Annotated in this window: 24 protein-coding genes; 6 read left to right on the top strand and 18 right to left on the bottom strand. The window is 64.9% G+C overall.

The window, feature by feature from the left end:
* The first annotated feature begins 5 nt into the window (after positions 1 to 5).
* From ACNS88_RS14750 to ACNS88_RS14760, 3 genes are read left to right on the top strand one after another with little or no spacing between them, the layout of a single operon-like run.
* Complete coding sequence (locus ACNS88_RS14750; protein WP_435099187.1) at positions 6 to 974, top strand: ABC transporter ATP-binding protein; 969 nt, start codon at positions 6 to 8, stop codon at positions 972 to 974.
* The gene (locus ACNS88_RS14755) at positions 975 to 2,912 is read left to right on the top strand and encodes an ABC transporter permease family protein (protein WP_435099189.1); all 1,938 of its coding nucleotides are present in this window, start codon (positions 975 to 977) and stop codon (positions 2,910 to 2,912) included.
* Positions 2,905 to 3,960: an ABC transporter permease gene (locus tag ACNS88_RS14760; RefSeq protein ID WP_435099191.1), complete on the top strand. Its 1,056-nt coding sequence runs from the start codon at positions 2,905 to 2,907 to the stop codon at positions 3,958 to 3,960. Before ACNS88_RS14755 ends, ACNS88_RS14760 begins: the two co-directional genes overlap by 8 nt.
* 388 nt (positions 3,961 to 4,348) lie before the next feature.
* Here ACNS88_RS14760 and ACNS88_RS14765 read toward each other — a convergent pair whose 3' ends face one another.
* Complete coding sequence (locus ACNS88_RS14765; RefSeq protein WP_435099193.1) at positions 4,349 to 4,690, bottom strand: 2Fe-2S iron-sulfur cluster-binding protein; 342 nt, start codon at positions 4,688 to 4,690, stop codon at positions 4,349 to 4,351.
* 166 nt (positions 4,691 to 4,856) lie between these two features.
* Here ACNS88_RS14765 and ACNS88_RS14770 point away from each other — a divergent pair, with 166 nt between their 5' ends.
* A complete protein-coding gene (locus tag ACNS88_RS14770; protein ID WP_435099195.1) occupies positions 4,857 to 5,909 on the top strand; it encodes a YhjD/YihY/BrkB family envelope integrity protein in 1,053 nt (350 codons plus the stop codon).
* Positions 5,910 to 6,140: 231 nt separating this feature from the next.
* A complete protein-coding gene (gene mvaD / locus ACNS88_RS14775) occupies positions 6,141 to 7,139 on the top strand; it encodes a phosphomevalonate decarboxylase MvaD (RefSeq protein ID WP_435099197.1) in 999 nt (332 codons plus the stop codon).
* 84 nt (positions 7,140 to 7,223) lie between these two features.
* On the opposite strand, the gene ACNS88_RS14780 is transcribed toward mvaD, so the two are convergent.
* From ACNS88_RS14780 to ACNS88_RS14815, 8 genes are all read right to left on the bottom strand, one after another.
* Positions 7,224 to 7,748: a DedA family protein gene (locus ACNS88_RS14780; RefSeq protein WP_435099199.1), complete on the bottom strand. Its 525-nt coding sequence runs from the start codon at positions 7,746 to 7,748 to the stop codon at positions 7,224 to 7,226.
* Between the two features lie 2 nt (positions 7,749 to 7,750).
* Positions 7,751 to 9,319 (bottom strand): sulfatase, encoded by a 1,569-nt coding sequence (locus ACNS88_RS14785; protein WP_435099201.1) that lies wholly within the window; start codon positions 9,317 to 9,319, stop codon positions 7,751 to 7,753.
* Between the two features lie 152 nt (positions 9,320 to 9,471).
* The gene (locus tag ACNS88_RS14790; RefSeq protein ID WP_435099203.1) at positions 9,472 to 11,043 is read right to left on the bottom strand and encodes a cryptochrome/photolyase family protein; all 1,572 of its coding nucleotides are present in this window, start codon (positions 11,041 to 11,043) and stop codon (positions 9,472 to 9,474) included.
* Positions 11,044 to 11,501: 458 nt separating this feature from the next.
* Positions 11,502 to 12,134, bottom strand: a complete 633-nt coding sequence (locus tag ACNS88_RS14795; RefSeq protein ID WP_435099205.1) for a TasA family protein — start codon at positions 12,132 to 12,134, stop codon at positions 11,502 to 11,504.
* Between the two features lie 87 nt (positions 12,135 to 12,221).
* Positions 12,222 to 13,352: a hypothetical protein gene (locus ACNS88_RS14800; RefSeq protein ID WP_435099207.1), complete on the bottom strand. Its 1,131-nt coding sequence runs from the start codon at positions 13,350 to 13,352 to the stop codon at positions 12,222 to 12,224.
* Between the two features lie 61 nt (positions 13,353 to 13,413).
* Positions 13,414 to 13,950: a signal peptidase I gene (locus tag ACNS88_RS14805; protein ID WP_435099209.1), complete on the bottom strand. Its 537-nt coding sequence runs from the start codon at positions 13,948 to 13,950 to the stop codon at positions 13,414 to 13,416.
* A 3-nt stretch (positions 13,951 to 13,953) separates the two neighbouring features.
* Positions 13,954 to 15,081, bottom strand: a complete 1,128-nt coding sequence (locus ACNS88_RS14810) for a twin-arginine translocation signal domain-containing protein (protein WP_435099211.1) — start codon at positions 15,079 to 15,081, stop codon at positions 13,954 to 13,956.
* Positions 15,065 to 15,547: a hypothetical protein gene (locus ACNS88_RS14815; protein ID WP_435099213.1), complete on the bottom strand. Its 483-nt coding sequence runs from the start codon at positions 15,545 to 15,547 to the stop codon at positions 15,065 to 15,067. Before ACNS88_RS14815 ends, ACNS88_RS14810 begins: the two co-directional genes overlap by 17 nt.
* Before the next feature lie 497 nt (positions 15,548 to 16,044).
* On the opposite strand from ACNS88_RS14815, the gene ACNS88_RS14820 reads away from it, so the two are divergent.
* Positions 16,045 to 16,578 (top strand): DUF7344 domain-containing protein, encoded by a 534-nt coding sequence (locus ACNS88_RS14820; protein ID WP_435099215.1) that lies wholly within the window; start codon positions 16,045 to 16,047, stop codon positions 16,576 to 16,578.
* A gap of 176 nt (positions 16,579 to 16,754) precedes the next feature.
* On the opposite strand, the gene ACNS88_RS14825 is transcribed toward ACNS88_RS14820, so the two are convergent.
* The 9 genes from ACNS88_RS14825 to ACNS88_RS14865 all read right to left on the bottom strand — a co-directional run.
* Positions 16,755 to 17,225, bottom strand: a complete 471-nt coding sequence (locus tag ACNS88_RS14825) for a phosphate-starvation-inducible PsiE family protein (protein ID WP_435099217.1) — start codon at positions 17,223 to 17,225, stop codon at positions 16,755 to 16,757.
* A 58-nt stretch (positions 17,226 to 17,283) separates the two neighbouring features.
* Complete coding sequence (locus tag ACNS88_RS14830; protein ID WP_435099219.1) at positions 17,284 to 19,701, bottom strand: DEAD/DEAH box helicase; 2,418 nt, start codon at positions 19,699 to 19,701, stop codon at positions 17,284 to 17,286.
* Between the two features lie 81 nt (positions 19,702 to 19,782).
* Entirely contained in the window at positions 19,783 to 20,451 is a 669-nt protein-coding gene (locus tag ACNS88_RS14835) for a GNAT family N-acetyltransferase (RefSeq protein WP_435099221.1), read from the bottom strand.
* Between the two features lie 102 nt (positions 20,452 to 20,553).
* Positions 20,554 to 21,342, bottom strand: a complete 789-nt coding sequence (locus tag ACNS88_RS14840) for a mechanosensitive ion channel family protein (protein ID WP_435099223.1) — start codon at positions 21,340 to 21,342, stop codon at positions 20,554 to 20,556.
* Positions 21,343 to 21,346: 4 nt separating this feature from the next.
* The gene (gene dacZ, locus ACNS88_RS14845; protein ID WP_435099225.1) at positions 21,347 to 22,156 is read right to left on the bottom strand and encodes a diadenylate cyclase DacZ; all 810 of its coding nucleotides are present in this window, start codon (positions 22,154 to 22,156) and stop codon (positions 21,347 to 21,349) included.
* Between the two features lie 83 nt (positions 22,157 to 22,239).
* Complete coding sequence (locus tag ACNS88_RS14850; protein WP_435099237.1) at positions 22,240 to 22,524, bottom strand: hypothetical protein; 285 nt, start codon at positions 22,522 to 22,524, stop codon at positions 22,240 to 22,242.
* On the bottom strand, positions 22,509 to 23,174 hold the full coding sequence (locus ACNS88_RS14855; RefSeq protein ID WP_435099227.1) for a mechanosensitive ion channel domain-containing protein: 666 nt from the start codon (positions 23,172 to 23,174) through the stop codon (positions 22,509 to 22,511). Before ACNS88_RS14855 ends, ACNS88_RS14850 begins: the two co-directional genes overlap by 16 nt.
* Positions 23,171 to 23,395: a DUF7972 family membrane protein gene (locus ACNS88_RS14860; protein WP_435099229.1), complete on the bottom strand. Its 225-nt coding sequence runs from the start codon at positions 23,393 to 23,395 to the stop codon at positions 23,171 to 23,173. Before ACNS88_RS14860 ends, ACNS88_RS14855 begins: the two co-directional genes overlap by 4 nt.
* Positions 23,396 to 23,659: 264 nt before the next feature.
* Positions 23,660 to 23,902, bottom strand: a 243-nt coding sequence (locus ACNS88_RS14865; protein ID WP_435099231.1) for a zinc ribbon domain-containing protein, incomplete at its 5' end; no start/stop codon positions are given.

Below are 23,902 nucleotides of genomic sequence, written 5' to 3' on the forward strand. Positions count from 1 at the left end.
GAGGCATGATCGAAGTGGAGGAGCTGCGAAAGACGTACGGGGACTTCGCCGCCGTCGTCGACAGCACCTTCTCCGTCGAAGAGGGCGAGGTGTTCGGCATCGTCGGCCCGAACGGTGCCGGGAAGACGACGACGCTGAAGGTGCTCGCCGGGCTCGTCGACCCCACCGACGGCAAGGTCGAGGTCGCCGGCTTCGCCTCCGACGACCCGGAGATGCGCCGGCAGCTGGGCTTCCTCCCCGAGGAGTCACCGCTCTACGAGGAGATGACGCCGCTGTCGTACCTGGGCTTCTTCGCCGACCTCTACGACGTGCCGAGCGAGGCCGCCGACGAACGGATCGAGGCCGCCCTCGACCGACTCGAACTCGACCACCGCGAGCGCCGGCTCGGCGACATGTCGAAGGGGATGAAACGCAAGGTCGCCATCGCCCGGTCGCTGGTCAACGACCCAGACGTCCTCGTGTACGACGAGCCGGCGTCCGGGCTCGACCCGGTGACGACGAACTCCGTGCTGGAGTTCACCCGCGAACTTCGCGAGACCGGGAAGACCGTCGTGTTCTCGGCGCACAACCTCTACCACGTCGAATCGGTGTGTGATCGGGTGGCGGTGATGAACGAAGGTCGGATCGTCGCCCGCGGGAGCGTCGACGGGATCCGCGAGCGACACGGCGAGACGACGTACCGCGTGTTCACCGACGTGTCGCCGGCCCGAACAGACGCGCTGGCCGAGGTCTTCGACGACCTCGACGACCCCGACGCCGCGACCGAGGAGGTCGGTGACCGGTTTCGTACGACTGTACCGACGATGGACGCGGTGGACGCGGTCCGCGAGGCCGCCGCGGCTGCGGGCGGCGAGGTCGTCGACATCCGCACCCGAGAGCCCAGCCTGGAAGACGTGTTCCTGGACATCGTCGGGCGGCCGATGCCGGGCCGATACACCGGGGGCGGAGCCGCCGGAGCCGCCGGAGGGGGCTGAGTGATCGACCGGCTCCGACGGGTCCTCCGGGTCGCTCGCTGGGAGACGGCTCGGGCGAGCGGCGGCGTCGACCGCCGGACCCTGCTCGCGGCGTTCGCGCTCCTGCTCGTCGCCGGCGGCGTTCTCGGTGGGGGGTTGGCGGCCGGCGTCGTCGGGCTCGACGTCGACCGCGACGTGTACCGCGTCGCCGTCGACCGCGACTCCCCGTACGCTGACGCGGTCGAGGAGGCACCGGCGCTGACGCCCGTCCCCGTCGACGGCGCCACGCTCGGCGAGACGGCCGACCTCGTCGTGTTCGACGGGAGACAGAGCGGGACCGTCGCGATTGCCGTCGTCCAGGCCAGTGACACGCGGAAAGGCGAGGCCGCGGCCGCAGAGTTCCGCGAGGCCGTCGAGGCGCACAACGAGCGGCTGATGGCCGCCGAGGAGAACCGGACCGCCGCGTTCCCGATCACCGTCACGCTGCAGTATATCGGGCGAACGAGTGGGCTCGAAGACGAGTCGACGCTCGGCGATTCGGGTGATTCCGGCAGCGACGACGGGGGAGAGAGTGGCTCCGGAGACGGCGGGGATGGCAGCAGCGGTGGCGGCGGCGGCGACGGAGGCGACGGAGGCGGCGACAGCAGCAGTGACGGTACCGACGGCCAACTCACCGACGGCACCGCCGCGACCGAAGACGACGGTGGGTTCGCGGTCCCCTCGATCGGCGGCGCGACGTTCGGCGCGGACACGGTCGGATCGCCGGGATCGATTTCGCCGCCGTTCCCGTTCGTCTCGCTCCTCCTCGCGTTCGTCTTCCTCGTGCCGATGAACTTCCTCATTCAGGCGTACGGCTCGTCGGTCCTCGACGAGCGGACAAACCGGCGCGGGGAACCCCTGCTCGTCACGCCGCTCTCGCCGGTCGACATCGTCGCGGGGAAGACGCTTCCGTACGTCGCGGTCGCGGCGCTCGTCACGACGCTCATCGCGGTCGCGGTCGGCGGCGGAGCGCTCTCGGTGATCGCCGTCCTCCCGGTGGCGATGGCCTTCCTCGGGGCCACGTTCGTCGGCGCGATGTTCGCGCGGTCGTTTAAGGAGCTCACCTTCGTCACGGTGGGCGTGAGCGTCCTCCTCACGACGTACGCGTTCGTGCCGGCGATCTTCACGAACGTCACGCCGGTGGCGCTCGTCTCGCCGCTCACGCTGGTCGTCTTCGACCTGCAGGGCGAGGCGGTCTCGGTCGGCGAGGCCCTCTTCTCGACCGGTCCGATGACGGTCGGCGCCGCGCTCCTGTTCGGGCTCGGGCTCGGCGTCTACCGCGAGGAGGACATGTTCACCCAGAAGCCGGTCGGGCGGAAGTTCCTCGACGCGCTGGCGGTCCGGCTATCGGTGGTTGGAGAGATGGGCTCGGGCCGGGCGATACGAGACCGGCTCCGCGCGCTCGCACCGGTCGCGTTCCTCACTGCCTGTACGATCCCCTTCGTGTTCGTCGCGGAGCTTTTGGCCGTCGCGCTGCTCTTCGCGCTGCCGGTGGCGGTGTCGATTCCCGTGCTCCTGGTAACGATCGCGTTCATCGAGGAGCTCGCGAAGAGCGTCCACCTCTACGCCGGGTTCGAGCGCGGCGCCTTCGTCCGGGCCGATCGGGTCGCCGTCGCGGTCGGGATCGCCTCCGCGGTCGGCTTCTTCCTCGCCGAGAAGGCCACCGCGGTCGTGCAGGCTGTCGGGCTCACGGACCTGTACGTCGGCCGCGCCGCCTTCGGGAGCGTGGCGGGGATGGAAGGACTCCCGGCGATCGCCATCGTCGCGCTGTTCTTCGCGCCGCTCCTGCTCCACGGGTTCGCGACGACCGTCGCCGCGGTGGGCGCGAGCCGGAGCCGGACGCATTACGTCCTGACGCTGGCGCTGGCGACGCTGATCCACGCCGCGTACAACTTCGGGGTGGTGAGCGTCTATGCGTAACCGAGACAGCCGGCTGACGATCGCCGGGCGAGAGCTGGCGGGCCTGCGCGCGGAGAAGACGATCCTGCTCGCGATCGGGATCCAGCTGTTCATCGCCGCGTTCTCCTCGTTCCTGGTCGTCGGGCTCGTCTCGATGTACGACCCCGGATCGCTCGGCGGCGCGGAGGTCGAGGTGGCGGGCGCCGGCGACGCCGTGAGCGACCTCGAGCGCGCCGCGAGTGAAGTCGAGGGAGCCTCGGTCACGCGCTACGAGGACGCCGGCGCGGCGCGGCTCGCCTTCGACCGCAACGACGCCAACGCGGTGGTGGTCGCGAACCGGAACGACAACGGCAGGATCTCGGTGGTGGTCACCGCTCCGGACGCCACGGTGGAGACCACCGTGATCGTCGTCCAGCTACGCGACATGCTCCGGACCTACGAGCGACAGGAGCGCGCGGACCGGGCCGCATTCCTGAGCGAGTCGCCGCTTCCCCTCCCGGAGCGCACCGGCACAAGCCCGTACTTCACGTTTACGTACACCGTGTTGATCCCGGTGCTCGTCTTCCTTCCCGTCTTCATCTCGGGGTCGCTCGTGGTCGACTCGATCACCGAGGAGATCGACGAGGGGACGCTCGAGCTGCTCCGCGTCGCGCCCGTCACGCTCGGTGAGATCGTCGACGGGAAGGCGCTGGCGGCGGTCGCGATCGCCCCCGGACAGGCGCTCCTCTGGCTCCTCCTCCTCCGCGTGAACGGGACGCCGGTCGCCAACGTCCCCTCGATCCTCGTCCTCATGACCGCGCTCACCGCGCTGGTCGTCGCGCTCGCGATCGCCATCTCCGCGCTCGCGCCCGATCGGCGGGCCGCCCAGTTCCTCTACTCGATCGGCGTGCTCGTCCTCTTCGGCGGCGCCACGGCGATGGCCGGCGGTCCCGCAAACGCGGTCGCGCGGCTCGCGATCGACAGCGGCGACGCGACGACGACGGCACTGGTCGTCGCCTACGTCGGCATCGCTGCGGTCGCGTACGTCGGGGTTCGGACCCTCGTCGCGGAGAACGGGTTCGAGAAGTGATCGACGATCGCGTATAAATGAAGTGCGGTCGGCGCGTGCCGGCGAGCGCCCATTTGGGCGTGAGCCGCACGCGCGAGGGAGTCGGCCTCTCGGAGCGAAGCGGAGAGTGGCCGACGAGGCTGGGGAGGCGTGAGGCTGCGGTGCAGTTGCGGTGCTGTGCGGGGTGGGACTCAAAGGGGCAGCCGGGAGGTCAGCGCAGGCGACGTAAGCACTGGAAGGAGGGAGCGCTAGCGACCGATTGAAGCGCGCAGCGAGCGTGCGCTGACCTCCCGGCTGGGGCTTTGAAGGTGTTCTCCGTCGATCCACTATTAACCACTTATAAACGATCGACCGATCCGCGACGAAACACGTTTCGCTTACAAAGAACGAGCCGCTCTCCTATTGATTATCAGTCGTCGTCGGCCGCTGCGCCATCAACATCACCCGCGTCCGTCGCCGCGTCGTCCTCGATGCTCGGGGGGTACTTGCCCCGGTCGAGCGTCAGGTCGGACTGCGGCCGCGCCATGCAGGTGAGCGCGTACGCCTCGCTCTCCTCGTCCGTGAGCCCGCGGGCCGCCGGCTGCGTCACCTCGCCTTCGACGATCTCCGCGGAGCAGGCGAGACACATCCCGACGCGGCAGGAGTACTCCTGAGCGATCCCCTCGTCGATACAGCAACTGAGGATCGTCTCCGTGTCGGCCACCTCGATCGTCTCGCCGGTGCCGACGAACTCGACGGTGTACTCGGTCATGAAGCGGTGTACCCGCCGACCCGTCAAAAAGGGTTCCCCTCGATCGCGTCGCCGTCGCGGGGACGGAAGTCGACGAGGGCGCCGGCGGTCAACCCGGTCAGCTCGCCGCTGTCGGCGTCCAGGCCCCGGCCGTAGCTTCATGTTCACGGCTGGCGACTACCGCTCCATGCGACGCACTCGAAACCGGGCCGAGGAACTGCTGCGGGCGGTCGTCCACGAGGTTCGCGTCGAGAAGCTCACGTTCTTGGCGGGGTCGATCGCCTATCACGCGTTCATCTCGATCCTCCCGCTCATGCTGTTGGTGTTGACGCTGGTCCAGCGAACCCAGAACGTCGTCCTCCGGGACTCGATCGTCAGCGTCATGCAGGCGGCCCTCACGGCAGAAGCGAGTGCGGTCATCCAGCAGGGCTTGACCGAAGCGGACACGTCGGTCTCGCTGCTCGGGGCGGCGTTCCTCGTCTGGGGGGCCATGCGAATCTTCCGGGGGCTGGACACCGCTTTTTCGGACATCTACGAGACCGAGTCGGAGAACACGTTCACCGACCAGCTCGGCGACGGGCTGGTCTTACTCGTCACGGTGACGCTGGCGATCGTGGCCGCCAGTCTGATCGGGAGCCGCCTTCCGGTGGTCGAGACGGGACTCGTCGGGGTACTCCTTCGAACCCTCGTAACCATCGCCGGGCTGTTCGTCGTGTTCTACCCGATGTACTACATCTTCCCGGATACCGACGTCTCCGCGCTGGAGATCGTCCCCGGAACCGCGTTCGCCGCGGTCGGCGTCGCGTTCGCGCAAGCCGTGTTCACGGTCTTCAAATCCGGGGCTACAGGCGGCAACCTCGTCGCGAGCATCCTCGTGCTGTTGACGTGGCTCTACGTCATCGGCCTGCTCCTCCTGATCGGGGCGGCGGTCAACGCGGTGTTCTCGAACCGGTCCAGCGACGTCGACGTCGATCCGGTGTTCGGCGGGGTGGCCCGGCGGTCGGGTCGCGATGAGTCCGCCGTGGACCGGTCGGAACTGCTCGGGCGACTGGACTCGGTCGTGGAGACGCTCGCCGAAACCGACTCCGGAATCGCGGTTCAGTTCGAGGACGGGTCCCGCATCGAACTGAGTGCTCCGCACACCGCGAGCGTCGATCGAACGTCTGGCGTCTTCGGCCTCGACAGGGCCGTCAGTCTCACCTTGCACTGGTGGGCCGACGAGCCGGAAACGGAGTCGTGAGTCGAATGGAGGTACGCGGTTACAGCTCGGCTGGCCCCCGGAAACACCTGACAATCAATACCCGTTCGAGCGTCTCGGGCGGCCCGATGGACTCGACCGACTCGGTCGACTCAACCGACTCAAGAGATTCAACCGACTCGACGTTGAGACGTGCTGAGCAGCCGACACCGAGCACCGGCCTCCCTCCCGTCCATCGCAACGACTAATCCCCCGCCGGACGCTTCCCGAGGTATGACCGAGAAGGCCACCGCGCGAGCCCACCCGATCCAGGGCCTCGTCAAGTACCACGGGATGCGCGACCCGGAGCTCCGACTGCCGTACCACGACAGCATCAGCCTCTGTACCGCCCCCACCGCGACGACGACAACCGTCGAGTGGCAGCCCGACGCGAGCGAGGACGTCTACGTCATCGGCGACGAGGAAGTCGACGGCCGCGCCGCCGAGCGCATCGACATGGTCGTCGACCACGTCCGCGAGCTGGCCGGCGTCGACGCCGCCGTCCGGCTGGAAAGCGAGAACTCCTTCCCGTCGAACATCGGCTTCGGCTCCTCGTCGTCCGGCTTCGCGGCCGCCGCGCTCGCGCTCACCGAGGCCGCCGGCCTCGAGATGTCGCTCTCCGAGGTGTCCACCGTCGCCCGCCGCGGCTCCTCCTCTGCCGCCCGCTCGGTAACGGGCGCGTACTCGCGGCTCGACGCCGGGCTCAACGACGAGGACTGCCGCTCCTACCGGCTCGACGTCGGCGTGAGCGACGACGGCTTCGATCCCGAGGAGGACCTCCGGATCGTCGCCGCACACGTCCCCGCTTATAAGGAAACCGAGGAAGCCCACCGCGAGGCCGCTGCGAGCCACATGATGCAGGCGCGGACCGCGCACGTCCAGGACCAGCTCGTCGAGATGACCGACGCGCTCCGCGAGGGCGACTTCGACCGGATCTTCGAGACCGCCGAGCACGACTCCCTTTCCTTGACGGCCACCACCATGACCGGCCCCGCGGGCTGGGTGTACTGGCAGCCGGAGACGATAGCCGTGTTCAACGCGGTCCGCGAACTCCGCGAGTCGGGCGTTCCCGTCTACTTCTCGACGGACACCGGCGCCTCGGTGTACGTGAACACGCTCGCCGGCCACGCAGACGAGGTCGAGAGCCGAATCGCCGAGATCGGCGTCGACACCGACGTCTGGGAGGTCGGCGGCCCGGCGCGGGTGCTCGACGAAAGCGAGGCGCTTTTCTAAGCCGGATCGGTGACGCGGCGGCGCGCGCCGGCGAGGCTCCTCGGACCGCAGGAGGGGTATTCGGCGGCGACTCACCGGGCCCGATCACAGGGCGATGACTTCTCCGGCGATCAGGTACACGAGCGCCAGGATCGACTGAAAGGAGAGGGACCCGATCGCGGAGAGAACGACGAACCGCCGAATCGTCATTTCGGAGAGCCCGGCCGGGATCGTCAACAGGCCGCGAACGAACAGCATCGTGTTCGTTACCGGGACCGCGAGCTGGCCCCACGCATCGAACCAACCGTCCACGCGGTCGAGACGTCCCTCGTTGATCGGAAGCCAGCTCTTCCGGAGCAGGTACTCGCGACCGCCCCGGCGGGCCAGGACAAAGAGGATGGTCTGCCCGATAGTCGTCCCGACGACGGCGATCGCGACGATAGCGACGGTCTCCAGGATCGACGATCCGATGAGCGCCAGTGCGCTCGGAACGACCAGTTCGCTCGGCATGAATCGAAGCAGCATCGCACCCTCAAGGACGCTGACCCCGAGAAGGACGAGCAGCGCGATCTCCGAGGTAAACATCGAAGCGAGCCACTCCGGCGTCTCCGAAAGCTGTCCGACGAGCATCGCTACTCCATGTATCCCAGGTCGCGCAGCCGCTCCTGCAGTTGTTCGTCCGCGTCGTCGAGCGCGTCTGCACTCCCGTCAGTTGCCTCGGTCCACGCCCCGCCGATCGCGTCTTCGAACCGGGACAACGCCCGTTCTGCGGCGTCGACCGCTTCGTTTTCGCCCGGAGACAGCGGGTGAGATTCGTCGGGATCCGCTTCCAGGGCGAACCCTTCATCGGGAATTCGGTCGGCGCGAACGTACTTTCCGTCGCGACTCCTCGCCGCTCGCAGACGGGCCCTCGCACGGTGGTTCTCTCCGATCGTCAGTCCCGCCGCGTTCGCCTTCTCCTCGAGGTGATGTAACTCGATGACCGGCTGCGCGTACTCGATAAACGCGTAGTCGCGGTCGGCCCCTTCGTTCACGCAGTGGCCGGGGTCGAGCGGAGTGGTCGCCGATTCGTAGGACCGATACCGATCGTCGAACAGCGAGCGCGTCGGATCGAACCCGACGACGCGCTCCCCCTCGTCGGTGTCGGGCTCACTCCCTTCAGGCGCGATCCCAGTCGCATCGAGAACCGTGTGATAGAGGTCGAGCAGCTCCACGAGATCCTCGCGCCGATCGGATTCCAATGCGGGGTGTTTGACCATGAGGGGGACGTTCACGAGCTCTTCGTACAGTGCGAATTCGTGACCGTAGAGGTCGTGTTCACCGTGGAGTTCGCCGTGATCGGCACAGAGGATGACCGTTGTATTCTCCCACTCGCCCCGTTCTTTCAGCGTCTCGAAGAGCCGGCCCAGTTGGTCGTCCATGTGGGCGATCTCCGCGTCGTAGAGGTCGCGAATGTCCGCCCATCCGTCCTCGTCGATAGACCTGGCCCCGGAGTTGTACTCCTTGGAGTTCTGCGGGACTGCGTCCGGGTCGGCGTCGGGGGCGAACCGTTCTCGGTACTCCTCCGGCGGATAGTACGGCAGGTGGGCGTCCATCAGGTTGACGAACGCGAACCAGCCCCGATCGCTCTCGCTCTCGTCGACGAACGAGAGCGTCTTGTCCACGACCGCCGGCGTCTTGGTGTCCGCACCGTCACCGCTCGCGAGGTACTCGTGGATTTTGGCCCCGAACTGCACCGCAGTCGACGCGACGTCTCGAAGCACCTCGTTGTCGTTCATCGTCTTCCAGACGGTCGAGAGCGGCCCGGAGAGCGCGTCTCCGGGCATCACCTCGAAGAACGTATCGCCGTCGTCGAATCCGTCGGTGAGATTCGTGTACGGCGTGATCCAGGCGTTCGATGAGTACGCGGCAGTGTCGTACCCGGCAGCCGAGAGGGTCGTCGCGAGCGTCCGAGCGCCCTCAAGATACGGGCTTTCCTGATCCGCACCGTGCTGGCTCGGATAGAGCCCCGTGAACATTGAGGCGTGGACTGGCAGGGTCCAGGGGGCCGGCGCGACGGCCGACTCGAACACGGTCGCGTCCGCCGCGAACCGCGAGAGCGTCGGGGTCGTCTCCCGTTCGAACCCGTACGGTTCGAGACGGTCTTTCCTGACCGTATCGAGGACGACGAAGAGAACGTTCTCGGGAGACCGGTCGTTCATCACCCGAGAGTCACCGACTCCAAAAGATAAAACGACCGGTCCACCGGGCCGGCGAGGAATCCACCCGTGTTCCGTACGCTGCCCCGGTTTCGGTGTGATCGACGGGGTGTAACGGCGAGCGTTGATCCGTGACGTCGAGAGTGCCGGGATCCTTACTTGTCCGGATCCTCGCCGCGCGCTCGCTTATACATCGCTAACGCCTCCTCGCGTCGCTCCGAGTGATCCACGACCGGGGCGGGGTACTCGGGAGCCGCGTTCGCGCGCTGCGTCGGCGAGAGCTCGTGCCACTCGTGGATCAGGTCGGCGTCGACCCCGCGGAGTTCGGGGACGTACTCCGTGATGTACTCCGCGTCGGAATCGTAACGCTCCCCCTGCGTCATGGGGTTGAAGATGCGGAAGTAGGGCTGGGCGTCGGTCCCCGTGGAGGCGGCCCACTGCCAGCCGCCGTTGTCGTTGGCGGTGTCGTGGTCGGCCAGCTTCTCACAGAAGTGCTCGTAGCCGTGGCGCCAGTCGACGAGCAGGTCCTTCGTGAGGAAGGAGGCGACGATCATCCGCACCCGGTTGTGCATGAACGCTTCCTCGCGAAGCTGGCGCATCCCGGCGTCGACGATGGGGTACCCCGTCTCGCCGCGCTTCCACGCGGCGATCTCGTCGGGGTCGTCGCGCCACTCGATCCCTTCCTCGTACTCCTTGTAGTTGTCCGTCACGACCTTCGGATTGTGGTACAGCACCTGCGTGTAGAACTCCCGCCACGCGAGCTGCTGCTGATACTCCTCGACTGCGGCGACCGGGCCGTCGTCGTCGCCGTCGTCGTCTCCGCCGTCGTCGCTATCGTCTTCGCCGCCCCCTCCCGATTGTTCCTCCGCCGCAGCCATCGCCGCTTTCGTCGCCTCGTACGCCTCTCGCACCCCGATCTCGCCGTATTTTAGAAAGGCCGACATGCGCGACGTCGACTCGCGAGCGGGGTAGTCGCGCTCCGTGTCGTACGCGAACACCGCCTCTGAGAGGAACGCGTCGAGCCGCTCGCGGGCGGCCTCGGTGCCAGCGGGACCGATCTCCGCGTCTGGCTCCGCGAACCCCAAGTCGGCGGGCACCGGCAGGTCGCCGACGGCGACGCGGTCGGTCACGACGCCGCCGTCGGACTGGGTGTCCCCCTGCCGACCGCCGTCAGCGAGGGCGCCGCCGTCACCGCCCACCGCCGCCGCCAGCGCGTCGGCCTCGACGAGGTCGCTCGCCTCGGGCGTCGGCGCCGGTGAGTCGGTCTCTCGGTCGGTCCACTTGCGCCAGTAGTAGGTGTACACGGAGTACGGGTCGCCGGCGTTCGTCCGGATCGAGTCCGGCGTGTGCAACACCGCGTCGTGGTGCGCCTCACGGTCGATTCCGGCCTCGTTGAGCGCTTTTCGGACCGCTGCGTCGCGCTCGCGAGCGAGCCCCGAGTAGTCTCGGTTCCAGACGATTCGGTCGGCGTCGAGGGCGTCGGCCAGCTCGGGGAGGACGGCCTCCGGGTCGCCACGGGCAACGAGAAGGTCGCTCCCGCGGTCGCGGTAGTCGTCTCGCAGCGCCGCGAGCCCGTCGAGGAGGCGGCGGACTCGGACGTCGCTCGCGTGCGCGAGCACGTCGTCGTCGAAGACGAACACGCCCGCGACCCCTCCCCTGTCGGCGGCGGCCGCGAGGCCGACGTTGTCGGCAAGTCTGAGGTCCCGTCGGTGCCAGAACAACTCCATGCGATCCCATGGACTGCGAAGAACGTGAAACCACCGCCCTCGTCGACGGATCGGTTCGCGGGATGCGTGATCACAAACCGATCAAAAAGCTGATCAGGATCGTACCGATCAAAAGGAGCACGAGCACTCGGAGTACGTTTCGCTTGTTTAGGAACCGCATCCACCCATCTTCGGCGCGAGAAACACCGATTTCGGGGGGGTCCGTGTTCTCTGACGGATCGTTTGAAGCCATTGTCATTTCTTATCTACTATCCAGTACTTCACGCTATGACGCCCCAGTGATCTGACGGGAGTACTCGTTCGGGAGCGGTGCCTCGGGTGAGGATCGGTTCCTCGATCGGCTTCCAACCGATCCGTGATCGGTTATTTTGCCCGGATCGTATGCGACGCGTTCCTCCCAGAAGAGTGTGTAACGCGTGTTCATCTCTGTAGTTTAACTGGCTAAAAAATTGACCAGATCAGAGGGGCTTTTGCTCGCCAACGAGATCGACCGAGGCGCTGATACTCGCGTTGTCGGGAACATCGGACAGCACGCTGTAATCCATCTCGGTCTTGATGACGAGCGTGGTACACTCACCGCCACCAGCATCGGTCCCGTTGAGTGTGCCCTGGCCCGTTGAGTCGGTGAGACTCAGGCCACTATCTCCTAACCACGTATCGAGATCGTGCAGGTCAGAGATGCCATTGCTGTTAGCGTCTGTGATATTTGACTGGCCAGCAACGGTTTCTCCGCCGTACCTCACCTCACGGACTTTGATGGCCTTTGCAACTTTGATGGCCTCCGCGGTATCGCCGGTATCGCTGGTGATCGTAATCCCGTCAAGAATGACGTTCCTGATCGGGAGCGAGCCGTCGTTGCATACGGCTATCGTTGAGGTGTTCTGTTCGCCCTCTGCCAGACTCTCGAACGTCAAAGCTCCGTCACTGGGAGTGGTCTCTAGGTCCAGACTCCCGACTTCGAACACGGAGTCAACGCTATCCGAGTCCGTAAGGTACGCGAACGTCCCTGCTCCGCCTCCGGCTGCCGCTACTCCCGTCAGGGCGATACCCCCGAGTGCCTTCCGTCTGCTTATCCCATCGTTATCTGTCATTTTTATAACGGTAGTCCGTCAACCAGCACCATACTGGTGCGAAGCCCTCCTCAGGAATCGAACCTGAGTCGCTCCGAGAGGGTGAACTCAGACCCATGGATTAGTTGGCTCAACGTTGTGCCTCCGCTGTTCTGCGTACACATGAAAGCTGATCGTCACTTCATCGCCTTGGATCTCGTTTCCAACCTCTTTCGGGATGGTCCACGAAATGGAGAAGTACTGTGTCCCATCGACATACCACTCCGGCATTATCCCACCAGTAGACTTTCCGATGTTACTAGCCAGACCCCTGAGCGTGATGTCTTTGAACAACACTGTCTCATCTGGGTCTATCTCACAGTCTTCATCATCATCCCAGAACACATCGAGGAATATCTTGTCGGCGAGACTGTGATCCGTGGACGGTTGAGTCGTCTCATTATCCGTCTCATCAGCCGGGCAGCAGTCGATAGTGTGATCTATCGCTAACGCCCAGTTCCCACCTTGACCCGGATTCACTTCCGTCGCACCAGCCCAACAGGTGTCTTCCCCATCGAGTTCCGCAGCGTGAACGGCGATCACAGGATTGTCACCGCATGAGAGACTGTAGTTCGAGTTGTCGAACGGGATCTCGTATGTGTCGGTGGTGGCATCTAGGTTCTCATGGCTGTAATCGAACTGTCCCGGAGACGGACCACCGGGGATGTTATCGATGGAGTCGGTTAGGTGGAGATGTGTCTCACCGAGCGACTGACCAGAAGCAGCGTTAATCTCTACGAGGAGGTCACTGCCGTCGTTAGTGATGGTAACATTACCGTCAGTTTCATTCTGTCCACACACCCAGGGATACTCTACCGGTGGACACTCGCTTTCGTGTGGATCATCTTGGGGCTGGTCTCCGCCGTCAGTCTCATCTCGGATATCCATAGCGAGCCACACGTAGGCGGGATTCGTCTCGTTATGGATACTGAGGCTGAAGCAACCGGCGTCTCCGGGTTTCACGTCTGCGAAGCGAGCTGCTACCTGACCGCTAGTATCAGTCGGAGCCTGCATAGCGATCTGGTTTCCGTTGTGGAACGCCTTCCAGTCTAACTGAATATCTAACTCTCCAGCAGTTGCGATTACCGCAACCTCTTCCTCGTCGCTGAGGAGTGCTCTGGTCCCGATACCCCCTGCCACACTCCCGACTCCGATGAGTCCGAGCCCGCCGAGCACGCCGCGTCTGGGTATTTTATCCATGTGTGATTCCCATCTGAGGAATCGAACCTCAGTTATGCCAATATGGGTATTGTCCGTTCGACTACTCTCCGTTCTCCTCGGGTTCAAACGCGAGGTAGACCTGCCAGAGGCCGTCCATGAACAGCAGGGTGACTGGGACGAGAACCAGTGCGATCATCCCTTTGGTTGTACCAGCAAACCGAGCGACGTATCCCATCAGCGGAACGTCGAACATCACCTTCCCGACAATCTCATCTCGGAGGACAGGTTCTCCGTCTCGGTTCTCGTTCGCGTCCCCTTTTGTGACGAAGGACACGCTGTCGGTGATCTCTCCGGACCTCTTCTCAACCACTCTGTGAGTCGTTGTCCGGGTAATGCTCCCAGACTTACTGAAGGTGATTACGTCACCTTCCTCGATACGCTCGTCTGCTTGTCCTGGAGGTATCCCCTCCACGAACACCATCGAGCCGGTTGAGATTGCTGGTTCCATGCTGCCTGATTGGACGATGAACGAGTAGTCTGCTCCCACCAAGCCCGGGAAGGCGTTGATGACGGACAGAGCTACTACGATCACCAGTGCGGTGAACCCGAGAATCTTGATGATTCTCAGGTAGTTCACGTCTTACGAATCGTTCTCGGGATTGTAGCTGGTGAAGTCAGGAGCCTCGGTGTGCCTACTCTGGATGAACTGGAAGTCCAGCTTGACAGAGCAGCGGTCTCCCTGGATCTCGTTGCCGACTCCGAATGGGATGTGGAAGTCGTAGCCGAAGTTGAGAGTGGTTCCGGGCGGCAGCGGGGAGACACTCTGACTATTGTTACCAGAGTCTCCATTAGCAGGGACACTCCCATCCAGCATGACAGACCCAGTGGCGAGACTTGCGTGACCACCTGAAGCGGTCTGGTATCCGATGGACATATTGCTGCCATCGTTCCAGAGGGCAGTCCCGATAGCGTTCAAGTTTTCAGAGATGTCCTTCAGGTTTCGCGGCGCGAGGACGTATTCCTCATTCTCGTCTATCCCGCTGAGGTCTCCGGGCACGGTGCCTCCTGTGAAATTGCCCTGATCATCGAACTGGCCGTCTCCAGTCTGCGCGTTCGACCAGAACCCAGTCGGAGCCGCGCCACTGTACTGGCCGCTGAACCCGTCAGCGTCGAAGAACGAGCAGTTGGCGTCGTTATCGTAATACGGGAGCGCGTAGATGTTCTGGGCGAGTTCACCCTCACCATCAACAGTCGCAGCGGCGTTCTGTGACGTGAGGTCGCCCGTCTCCGGGTCCACGTTGACATCCGATTCATCGAGATCGTCATCTGCGCCGACTTCAGGCTCGAAGACCTTGTAGTCGTAGTTGTCGACGACGTTGATGCCAGAGGCAACCCATGCCTCGTTATCCTGCACTTCGAGGGTGAAGTTGACGCAGCCGTAGTCTCCCGGCTTCACGTCATCGAAGTGAACATCTATCGGGACTGCTCTGTCTTTGTAACCTGACGCTTCAAGGTCAGGTTCAACATTGATTGCTGACGAGAACTCACCGTCATCAGTATCGTCAACCGTGGTCCCGTTGTAGGAACCGCTCCATTCGAGCGTGCCGTCGAGTCCACCAGCAGTGAACGTGACTGCTCTATCTTCTGTATCACTCAGCTGTGCAACAGTACCGATACCTCCGAGCCCCACAGCAGCGCCAGCTGCGCCGATTCCTGCGAGGGCCTTCCGCCGTGACAAGTTGAACTTGCCGTTATTGTCGTCTGACATTGTTGACCTCTAACGGTAGTCCGTGAGCCAGCCTCCCCGGTCCCGCGACCTCCGGGCAGCGAGGCGGACGGCCTGCCGAGGAGTCGAACCCCGGAATACCGATCAGGCTATCGTTCGTTTGGAAAACGCCACTCGGACCGACGACGGTCGTCGGACTCGCGCACGAGATGTTGTCTCGGTAATCGTCGGGGAACGCGACCGGCGCTCCGCGATCGAGCGAGGTCGTCGCCTCGCCGTCGTCGGACACGGCGGCCCCGGTCTCACCGTCCGCTTCTCCCTGATCGGCGACCGGGGCGTAATCGACGTAGAGATCCGGCTCGCCCGCGGTGAGCGTGTTGTCCTTCGCTGACTCCGCGTCGCTGAAGGACGCGCTCGGTCCGATACCGGCTCCCGCGGACGCGACACCGACGGTACTGAGACCGAGTATCGCGTTCCGCCGTGACAGTTCGAAGTTCTCGTCTGGCATCGTGATTGACCCCGACGCGTGTTCCGGCCGGGCGTATCAGACGCCACAACACCCACCCCCTTAGCCAATCACACCATTTCTGACAAAACGGCCGAATTGAAGCTCTAAACCGTGGATTTGAGAAAATAATAAGTCGTTTTGGAGGCTACAATCAACGCGTAATCCCCGGTTTCGGATCGGACTGTCCGACGGCCGAACGAGGCAACCGCGACGAGCCAGATCCGCAGACGGAACCGGTATTATCGGCGTGCTTGCGTCTCTTCAGGCACATCGTACTCCGGCAAGAACTACTATTGACCCGTTACGCTCGTTGAACGAGATCGCGAGCAGGGAGAATCGACTTCGCTCTGAGCTCCTAGCGATCTGACAACATCGCTCGTTTCGGCTTCTGGCATCACCTGAAACAGGACTGATATCGGGTAGGAGATGATTAGCTTTGTGACACTATTGCGTCTATTTCGGTGTTCAACGCGGGAACCGACGACAGAACGCAATACATGGCAATAACAAACCGATACGAGGGGATTCCCGAAACGGAGATCCACGACTTGCTCCGCAACGAGCGCAGACGTCAAGTGATCAAGCACCTGCAGGACACTATCGGCAAGACGACCCTGCGGGACCTCGCAGAAACCATCGCCGAACGCGAGACCGGCGAGTCGCCGCCGCCGCGGAACATCCGTGACAGCGTCTACAACTCGCTTCACCAAACGCATCTCCCGAAGCTCGACAAGCGCGGGATCGTGGAGTACGAATCGGACCGAAAGACGATCCGACTCACCGAAGACGCCCGCTCCGTCGACGTGTACATGGAAGTCGTCACCCCCTACGGGATCACGTGGAGCGAGTATTACAGTATGCTCGGTACGCTCTCGCTGTTCGTCGTCCTCGCCGTCCTCATTGAGGTCCCCGTACTCTCCACAGTCAATCCGGTTCTCTGTGTGAGCGTCTTTCTCGTCGTGTTCGGCGTCTCGATCGGCTACCAACTGTGGACGGACCGCTGGGTGTATCTTAACGCGCTTTTCGACTGAAGTGCGTTTGCGATCGGATCTCGACGGACCCCTTTTCGAGCGGTCGACGCGAACATTGACACGGACGATGATGTCCGAGCCGACGCTCTCCCGCCCCGAACGCCTCCGGTTCGGCCGTATCGTCGACCGATCGCTCCGTGCAGGCCATAACAATCGTCTTACCGCTCGGCGCGGGCTCACTCGCCGGAGTTCGACTCCCCGCCGAGTTCCGGTCGTCCCGGGACCGCCACCCGGTCGAGGAGGAAGTAGACGAGCGTGAGCGCGAGGACGAGCACCGCGATCGCGAGCGCCGCGAAGAGCGTCTCTTGACCCGAACTGTAATCCTCAAGCCGGAAGCTGATCGCGCGACGGGCGATCGCGATGATCGCCGCGCTGACGACGATCCGGAGGACTGGCTGGCCCTTCGCGTACGCCAGCAGCGTCCGGTGGACCTCGACGATGATCAGCAGGAGGAGCACGCTGTCGAGGAGCCCGACCACCTCGGCCGGGTCGGTGAAGTTCCCGGTGACGAGGAGCTGGTACAACGATAAGAACAGGTCGAACACGCCGATGAGGAACAACAGGAGGAGGAAGTACGCGACCCCGAGCACCAGCCACTCCATCGTCACCGCGGCCGGCTCCGTCGCATCGGTGAGGTCGAACGCCATAGGTCGTACTCACACGGGGGCGGCAAGTGACTTGCCCCCATCCGTCGGACGTTCGCCCTTACTCGTCGGGCGTCAGCGCCTCCAACAGCCGCACCGCCGGCGCCTTCGCGAGCGGGTCGTTGGCGTTGCCGCAGTGAGGCGACTGGACGCACGCGGGACAGCCGCCCTCGCAGTCGCAGGTGTCGATCAGGCGGGCCGTCCGCGCCATCAGCTCCTCGACCCGTTCGTGGCCGCGTCGCGTGAGCCCAACCCCGCCGGGGTGACCGTCGTAGACGAACACCGCCGGCGCGTCGGTGTGCGGGTGGTACGGCGTCGAGATCCCCCCGACATCGGCGCGGTCGCAGAGCAGGTGGAACGGGAACAGCGAGATGATCCCGTGTTCGGCGGCGTGGATCCCGCCGTTGAAGGCGTACTCGCCGTCCGGTGTGGCATCTCCGTCCCCGCCGGCGGCCGCCCCGCCGTCAGTCGCCGCCTCTACACTGCCGTCATCCCCGTTCTGACTCCCGACTGCGCGCATCTCCGATTCGATGTCCGCCGGGACCGGGAAGTACAGCGCCTTCGTTCGTAGCGTCGTCTCCGGGAGGTCGAGCGTCGACTCGCCGAGCGACTCGCCGGTCGCCGCGTCCTTCCGGACGAACCCCGTGATTTGCTCCGTGACGGTGACGTCCGCGAACCGGACCGGCACGTCCGAGCGCGCGGTGAGCTCTCGCTCCGCGAGGTCCTCGTTCACGACGATGTCCTTCTCGGTGAGCGGCTGGGTGTAGTAGTCGGCCCACGAGGACTGGAGCTCCGCCACGTCGCGGTCGAGGTCCAGCTTCGTCACCTCGTACGTCCGACCTTGCTGGTGGTAGATCGCGCCGGGGTGTGCGTCCCGGAGCGCGTCGCCGAACCCGAGCGAGGCGACCGTCTCGTTGCGCGAGTTGTCGAGCAGGTCGATCTCGCGGTCCCCAGCGGTCCGCAGGCTCACCGCCTGCTGCGGGCTCGACGACCCAGCGTGAGTCCAGCGGATGCCATCGGCCACCTCCCGTCTCTCCAGCAGTCCCTCGTCGGTCAGGTCCGCGACGACGCCGGGGAACGGCTCGCCGAAGAACCGCTCGTCGTCGGGCGAGAGCCAGCTCTCGTCGGCCGCGCAGGCGACGTGGCCCGGGAGCAGCTGGCCGTTCTCGGGGTCGCAGATCGCGTCCTCCGGCGGCGCCTCGAAGAAGTCGCTCGGGTTGCGCATCAGGTACTGATCCAGTTGGTCCTCGCCGCCGATCATCACCACGAGCGCCGGGTCGTCGCCGCGGCCGGCCCGGCCCGCGCGCTGATACGCTGACATCCGCGTGCCGGGGTAGCCGTCCAAGATCACGGCGTCGAGTCCGCCCACGTCGACGCCGAGTTCGAGGGCACTCGTCGACCACACCCCTCTGAGATCGCCGGCGTGGAGGTCGGCCTCGATCTCGCGGCGTCGGTCGTCGTTCAGGGCGGCCTGATACGCCCCGACCTTCCCCGCGAGGTCGCGCTCGCCTCGTTCCCGGAGGTCGCTCGCGCTGTCGGTCGCGTACTGCTCCGCGGTCTGTCTGGCGCGCGTGAACGTCAGCGTCTGCGCGCCCGCGGTCACCAAATCACAGAAGAGCCGCTTGCTCTCCGTGTGGCTCGACTTCCGGCGACCGCTCCCGCGCTCCTGCCAGTCGTCGTCGTACTCGGGCGGGTTCCACAGCACCCAGTCGCGCGGCCCGCGGCCGGAGGCGTCCTCGTCGACGAGCGTGATTCTCTCCGGGTCGCGACCGGTCACGCTCGCGACGTGCTCGACCGGGTTGTTGATCGTCGCCGAACAACAGACGAACCGCGGACTTGACCCGAACCGCTCGCAGGTCCGCGCGAGCCGGCGGAGGGTCATGGCGACCTGCGAGCCGAAGACGCCGCGGTAGCTGTGCACTTCGTCGATCACGACGTACTCCAGCGACGAGAAGAACCAGTCCCACAGGCGCCCGGCGTACGGTAACAGCGCGTAGTGGAGCATGTCCGGGTTCGACAGCAACACGGTCGGCTCGCGGTCGCGAACGTCTCGCTTCTCGGCCCGCGAGAGCCGACCGGTGTACGATTCGACCGAGACGCCGCTCCCGAACCCGAGCCCGTGAGCGAGCTCCGACAGCGACTCCTCTTGGTCCGCGATCAGCGCGTTCTGGGGGCCAATATAAAGGGTCCGTCCCCCGTGGTCCATCGCGGCCTCGAACGCGGGAACGGTGTACGCGAGCGACTTCCCGCTCGCGGTCTCGGTGGCCAGTACGACGTCGTCACCGTCGCGGACCGCCTCGATCGCCTCGGCCTGATGACGGTAGAGGCGGTCGATCCCGTCTTTCGCGAGCGCGTCGGCCATCCGAGGCGCGAGGTCGACGTCGCGGTACGCCGGCTCACGGGCCGGCATCCGGCGGTGCTCCGCGATCTGTCCCTCGTAGAACGGTCGGTTTCGCAGCCACTCGATGGCGTCCTCCACGGCTACGGTCCAAAGGAGTGGGCCGGGCGTAATCGTTGCGATCGGGGCGGTGTGTGTCCCTGGGTCGGGCTCGGTGTCTGCTCAGTCGTCGGCCTCAGCGGCTTGCAGGGCGTCGAATTCGGACGGGCCCAGCTCCCGCGGGAGCGGCTCGTCCGACCCCTCGCGGGCGAGCGGCGGCCAACGGACTTCGGTCGCGATCGGCTGGTCGAGATCGAGCGTCATCCGGATGTCGCCTCTGCGGTCGGCGAGTTCGAAGCCGACCGTCCGGTAGACGCTCCGCGCGACCCGGTTTCCGCTCTCGACGTGGAGTTCGAGCCCCTCGCGCCCGCCGGCGTGTGCGTCGGCGATGACGTGTCGGCAGAGCTCCGTTCCGACCCCGCGTCCCTGCATGTCGGGATGGACGAAGACCGCGAGTTCGGGGCTGGGCGCGTCGGTCGGCGTGTACATGGCGTGACCGAACAGCTCACCGTCCCGCTCGGCGACGACGTTGCTCCCCTCGGCGAGCATCGACTCGAGCCAGTCGGCCCGGCGGCTTCGAGTCACCGGTGGGAGCCCCTGCGCGCGGTCCGCCGTCCCGAAGCCCTCGTACATCTCCGCGAGGGCGGCGGCGTCCTCGCTGACCGCCGGACGAATCGTCCACGGGGTCCCCTGCTTGTCCACGAAGCGCGGACAGCGCGGCGGACAGTGGACCGTCCCCTCGCACTCGCTGCCGTCCCAGCCGTCGCAGGCGGCGGTGACGTCGTGGCTCATGTGCGACTATCTGTCGTCCACGGAGTTATATCGTGATAGCTGCTCCCACAGCGTGGGAACGGGGGAGGGGCAGCGATCGACGGCGGACCGCACCGCGCGGCCTCACTCCCGAATCAGCACGATCCCGTCACGGAACACCGAGTGGTTCGGGATCACGTGGTCCTCCCCGTCGGCCTCGATGTGGGTGACGAACAGGTCGACCTCTTGGACGATTCCGCGCTCGCCAGCGACCTTCACTTCGTCGCCCACGCCGTACGGCTGCCGAAGGAGGAGAAACACCCCGGCGGCCGCGCTGGCGACGAGGTCCTTGGTCGCAAGCGCGGCGAACAACACGACTGCAAACGCGTACGCCGCCAACAGCACGACCAGCGCGAGCGTCTGCACCCCGACCTGTCCGAGCGCGACCAGCGCGGCGACGTACACGACGCTGTACTTCACAAGTGGCGGCAACACGCCGAGTTCGGGCAGCTTGACCCCGCGGAGCCGCTCGGCGACGAGCAGTTCCGCCTTGTCGCCGACGACGAACCCGACGATGAGGATGACGACGGCGACGAACAGTCGCGGGAGGAAGGCGGCCACCGTCGACCAGAACCGTTCGAGGTAGTTCACGTCGGCGACGGTCATGGCGACGACGACGGCCACTGCGAGGATGAAGTAGCTCGACAGCTTCGCCAAAATCCGTACCGTCGAGGTGTCGAACTCGCGAGCGGTGCGCTCGAAGGCGGTCCCCTCGATCACTTCCGGCACGCCCGCACGAGTCAGTAGCCGGCGGTTGATCACGCCGACGACGTACGCCGCCACGAGCCCGAACAGCAGCACGAACAGGGCGAGCCAGAACCGGTCTGGGACCAACGCGACGAGCTCGGAGGGAGATATCGTGGCCGCAGACATGAGATCAGTACTCCTCCGGATCGATCTCCATGACGAGTTCTCCCGCTTTGAACGCCCGCACGAGGCCGTCCGACTCGGAGAGGACGATCGCGGTCGCGTTCGTGTCGCGGGTGATCGCCCCGCCCGCCATGTGGCGAGCGCCGAGTCCCTTCGGGATGTCGACGCCCTCCGCGCCCGGTTCGAGGTAGCGGTACGCGGAGACGATCTTCCCGGAGTCAGAGACGACGAACGCGCCGTCGAGCCGCGAGAACTCCTTGAGCATGACGTTGACGATGGGGTCGCCGACGTGAACGTGCGACTTCTCGAAGGGGTTGTACGACAGCGGTCGCGACTTGTTCATCACCTTCCCCGCGTCGCCGACGACGAACAGCGCGCCCACCGGCTTCCCCTTCTGTCCCTTCTGTCCGAGCTCGATCGCGACCTCGAACACGTCGCGGATCACGCTCGGCTCCGCCCGCGAGTTGACGAACAGGTCATAGATCCCGGTGTGAACCGTCTCGTCGACGGTGACACGGATCACCGCGTCTGATCCGGCCTCGAAGACGGACGCGATACAGGCCACCTCGTCGCCCTCGGAGACGAGGTCGGCGTCCATCGCGCCCTCGATGCCGAACCGGATCCGGTCTTTGACGTTGTCGAACGGAAGCGGAAGCTCGACGAACACCTCGGCGTCGACGTCGTTGTCGGGCGCGACGACGACGATCTCCGTGTCGCCGTCCTCGAACCGATCGAAGAACGAACTGGTCGGCGAGAACAGCAGCACCGCGTCCGCGTCCTCGACGAGATCGGACAGCTGGTCAGTGAGTGAGGGCATTACGCTCAGGGTCTCTCGGGCGACGTATAGTCGTTGCGTCGGCGTCGTGCGTGCGTCAGACAACCCGCTGTCTCCGGACCTCGCTACCGAGAGCGCTCAGAATCGTCGATGCCGACCCGTCCGGTGAGTTCGAGTTCCGAGACGGGACTGATCGTGAGTCCTTCGGTCTCGAACGTGCGTTTGATCTGACGAGTGTACGCCGACTGGACGGCGCGGATGTCTCGCTCACCAGGACTGTCAACCCAGTAATGGACGCGAACCCTGACCTCGTCTCCGAGTTCGTCGACGTACACCGCCGGAGCCGGGTCTGCGAGAATCACGTCCATTGAGGCCGCGACGTCCTCAAAGTGTCCTATCGCGTCGTCGATCTCGTCCCCGTAGGCGACCCCGAACCGCTGGACGACTCGTGGTTCCCCCGGCCGAACGGACGGGTGATCTCGTTGCTCGTCAAAATTGTGTTCGGAATCGTCACCAGCTCTCCGTTCTTGGTCTCGACGCGTGTGGTTCGAAGGGCGATCGACTGGACGACCCCTCCGCCGTTCGGCCACTCGATGTAGTCGCCGACGTTGAACTCCGGGTCGAGTACCAGGGCGATGCCGCTGACCAGCGAGCCGATCAGCTCTTGGGCCGCGACGCCGATCGCCAGCGCGATGGCACTGAGGAGGAGTGCGGAGTTGCCGAGTACGGGGGCGTATCCCGCGATGCTTGCTCCGACGAAGACGGCAACGAGGAGAACGATGATCTGAAAATACCTGAGCAGGGCGTTCTGGAGCGTGGGGTTGTTGCGGTTCCGCTGACGGAGTATCCGCGTCACGACGGGCTGGACGAAGAGCCGGTTGAGTATCACGACGGCGAGGAGTCCCGCGAGGAACCAGCCGAGACGAATGGCGACCGGCCAGTACTCGAAGAGTCCCTCAGGACCGACCTCCGGTAGCGGCGTCGCTTGAACAGCGAGCGGGACCACGGGGAGGACGGTCCATCCCCACAGGCGACCCGAAGGGGTGCCCGGAGACGTCATGACGGGGAGATAAACGGCCCGACCGAGACCGTTTCTCTGGCGACTGTCGCTGCCCTGAGGATGTAAGACACGAAAAGCGTGAGCGGTACGGTGACGATACCGATACTCAGAGTGGCGACGAGGGGAAGCATCGAGGGCGGAATCGTAACGGCGTTCTCCCGGTAGACGAGCGTCAACGAGATCGTCGTGACGAACGCGATCAGTCCCGTGTAGACGATCATCCGCGAGAGCTCTGCGAAATCCTGTTGGCGTGATGATGCCGGCGGTAAACCCGCTCGAAAAGAGCGCGTCGGTGGTGCTGTCCGGTCCCACAGCGAGCATGCCGCTCCAGAGCAGCGCGCCGATGACCCCGACGATACCGACGGTGATACCGCTCGCGACAAGGCGCCGATCCCCCTCGATAAGCACCCACGAATTGACATCCTCCCCGCGCTGAAGCGCGAGGATTCCCACGGCACCGTACCGCTGGGTTGGGATATTGTGGTTTACGACGTGATCTGTTCTTGAGGTGCAAACGCACCAGTTTCCTTGTCAAACAGGAATGTCGATGGCTGTGCCAACCAGCCGTTACTCCTATTCACCGACAGATTCGGTGAACTCGGAGATACTTTCTGCCGAATGTTCTCAGCACCGTTCACGTCCGCGTTCGCCACTGTACCGCACTCATCGCAGACATACAGTCCGCGTTCAACACGGTTCGCCTTTCGTTCCCGACCACAGCACGAACA

The organism is Halorubrum shenae, assembly GCF_051194165.1.
In the GTDB taxonomy this organism is placed as follows: domain Archaea; phylum Halobacteriota; class Halobacteria; order Halobacteriales; family Haloferacaceae; genus Halorubrum.

Bases quoted from the DNA above. Each gene is read 5' to 3' on its own strand.
- ACNS88_RS14750 (WP_435099187.1), top strand. From the start codon at position 6: ATGATCGAAGTGGAGGAGCTGCGAAAGACGTACGGGGACTTCGCCGCC.
- ACNS88_RS14760 (WP_435099191.1), top strand. From the start codon at position 2,905: ATGCGTAACCGAGACAGCCGGCTGACGATCGCCGGGCGAGAGCTGGCG.
- ACNS88_RS14765 (WP_435099193.1), bottom strand. From the start codon at position 4,690: ATGACCGAGTACACCGTCGAGTTCGTCGGCACCGGCGAGACGATCGAG.
- ACNS88_RS14770 (WP_435099195.1), top strand. From the start codon at position 4,857: ATGCGACGCACTCGAAACCGGGCCGAGGAACTGCTGCGGGCGGTCGTC.
- mvaD (WP_435099197.1), top strand. From the start codon at position 6,141: ATGACCGAGAAGGCCACCGCGCGAGCCCACCCGATCCAGGGCCTCGTC.
- ACNS88_RS14780 (WP_435099199.1), bottom strand. From the start codon at position 7,748: ATGCTCGTCGGACAGCTTTCGGAGACGCCGGAGTGGCTCGCTTCGATG.
- ACNS88_RS14785 (WP_435099201.1), bottom strand. From the start codon at position 9,319: ATGAACGACCGGTCTCCCGAGAACGTTCTCTTCGTCGTCCTCGATACG.
- ACNS88_RS14790 (WP_435099203.1), bottom strand. From the start codon at position 11,043: ATGGAGTTGTTCTGGCACCGACGGGACCTCAGACTTGCCGACAACGTC.
- ACNS88_RS14795 (WP_435099205.1), bottom strand. From the start codon at position 12,134: ATGACAGATAACGATGGGATAAGCAGACGGAAGGCACTCGGGGGTATC.
- ACNS88_RS14800 (WP_435099207.1), bottom strand. From the start codon at position 13,352: ATGGATAAAATACCCAGACGCGGCGTGCTCGGCGGGCTCGGACTCATC.
- ACNS88_RS14810 (WP_435099211.1), bottom strand. From the start codon at position 15,081: ATGTCAGACGACAATAACGGCAAGTTCAACTTGTCACGGCGGAAGGCC.
- ACNS88_RS14815 (WP_435099213.1), bottom strand. From the start codon at position 15,547: ATGCCAGACGAGAACTTCGAACTGTCACGGCGGAACGCGATACTCGGT.
- ACNS88_RS14820 (WP_435099215.1), top strand. From the start codon at position 16,045: ATGGCAATAACAAACCGATACGAGGGGATTCCCGAAACGGAGATCCAC.
- ACNS88_RS14825 (WP_435099217.1), bottom strand. From the start codon at position 17,225: ATGGCGTTCGACCTCACCGATGCGACGGAGCCGGCCGCGGTGACGATG.
- ACNS88_RS14835 (WP_435099221.1), bottom strand. From the start codon at position 20,451: ATGAGCCACGACGTCACCGCCGCCTGCGACGGCTGGGACGGCAGCGAG.
- ACNS88_RS14840 (WP_435099223.1), bottom strand. From the start codon at position 21,342: ATGTCTGCGGCCACGATATCTCCCTCCGAGCTCGTCGCGTTGGTCCCA.
- dacZ (WP_435099225.1), bottom strand. From the start codon at position 22,156: ATGCCCTCACTCACTGACCAGCTGTCCGATCTCGTCGAGGACGCGGAC.
- ACNS88_RS14855 (WP_435099227.1), bottom strand. From the start codon at position 23,174: ATGACGTCTCCGGGCACCCCTTCGGGTCGCCTGTGGGGATGGACCGTC.
- ACNS88_RS14860 (WP_435099229.1), bottom strand. From the start codon at position 23,395: ATGATCGTCTACACGGGACTGATCGCGTTCGTCACGACGATCTCGTTG.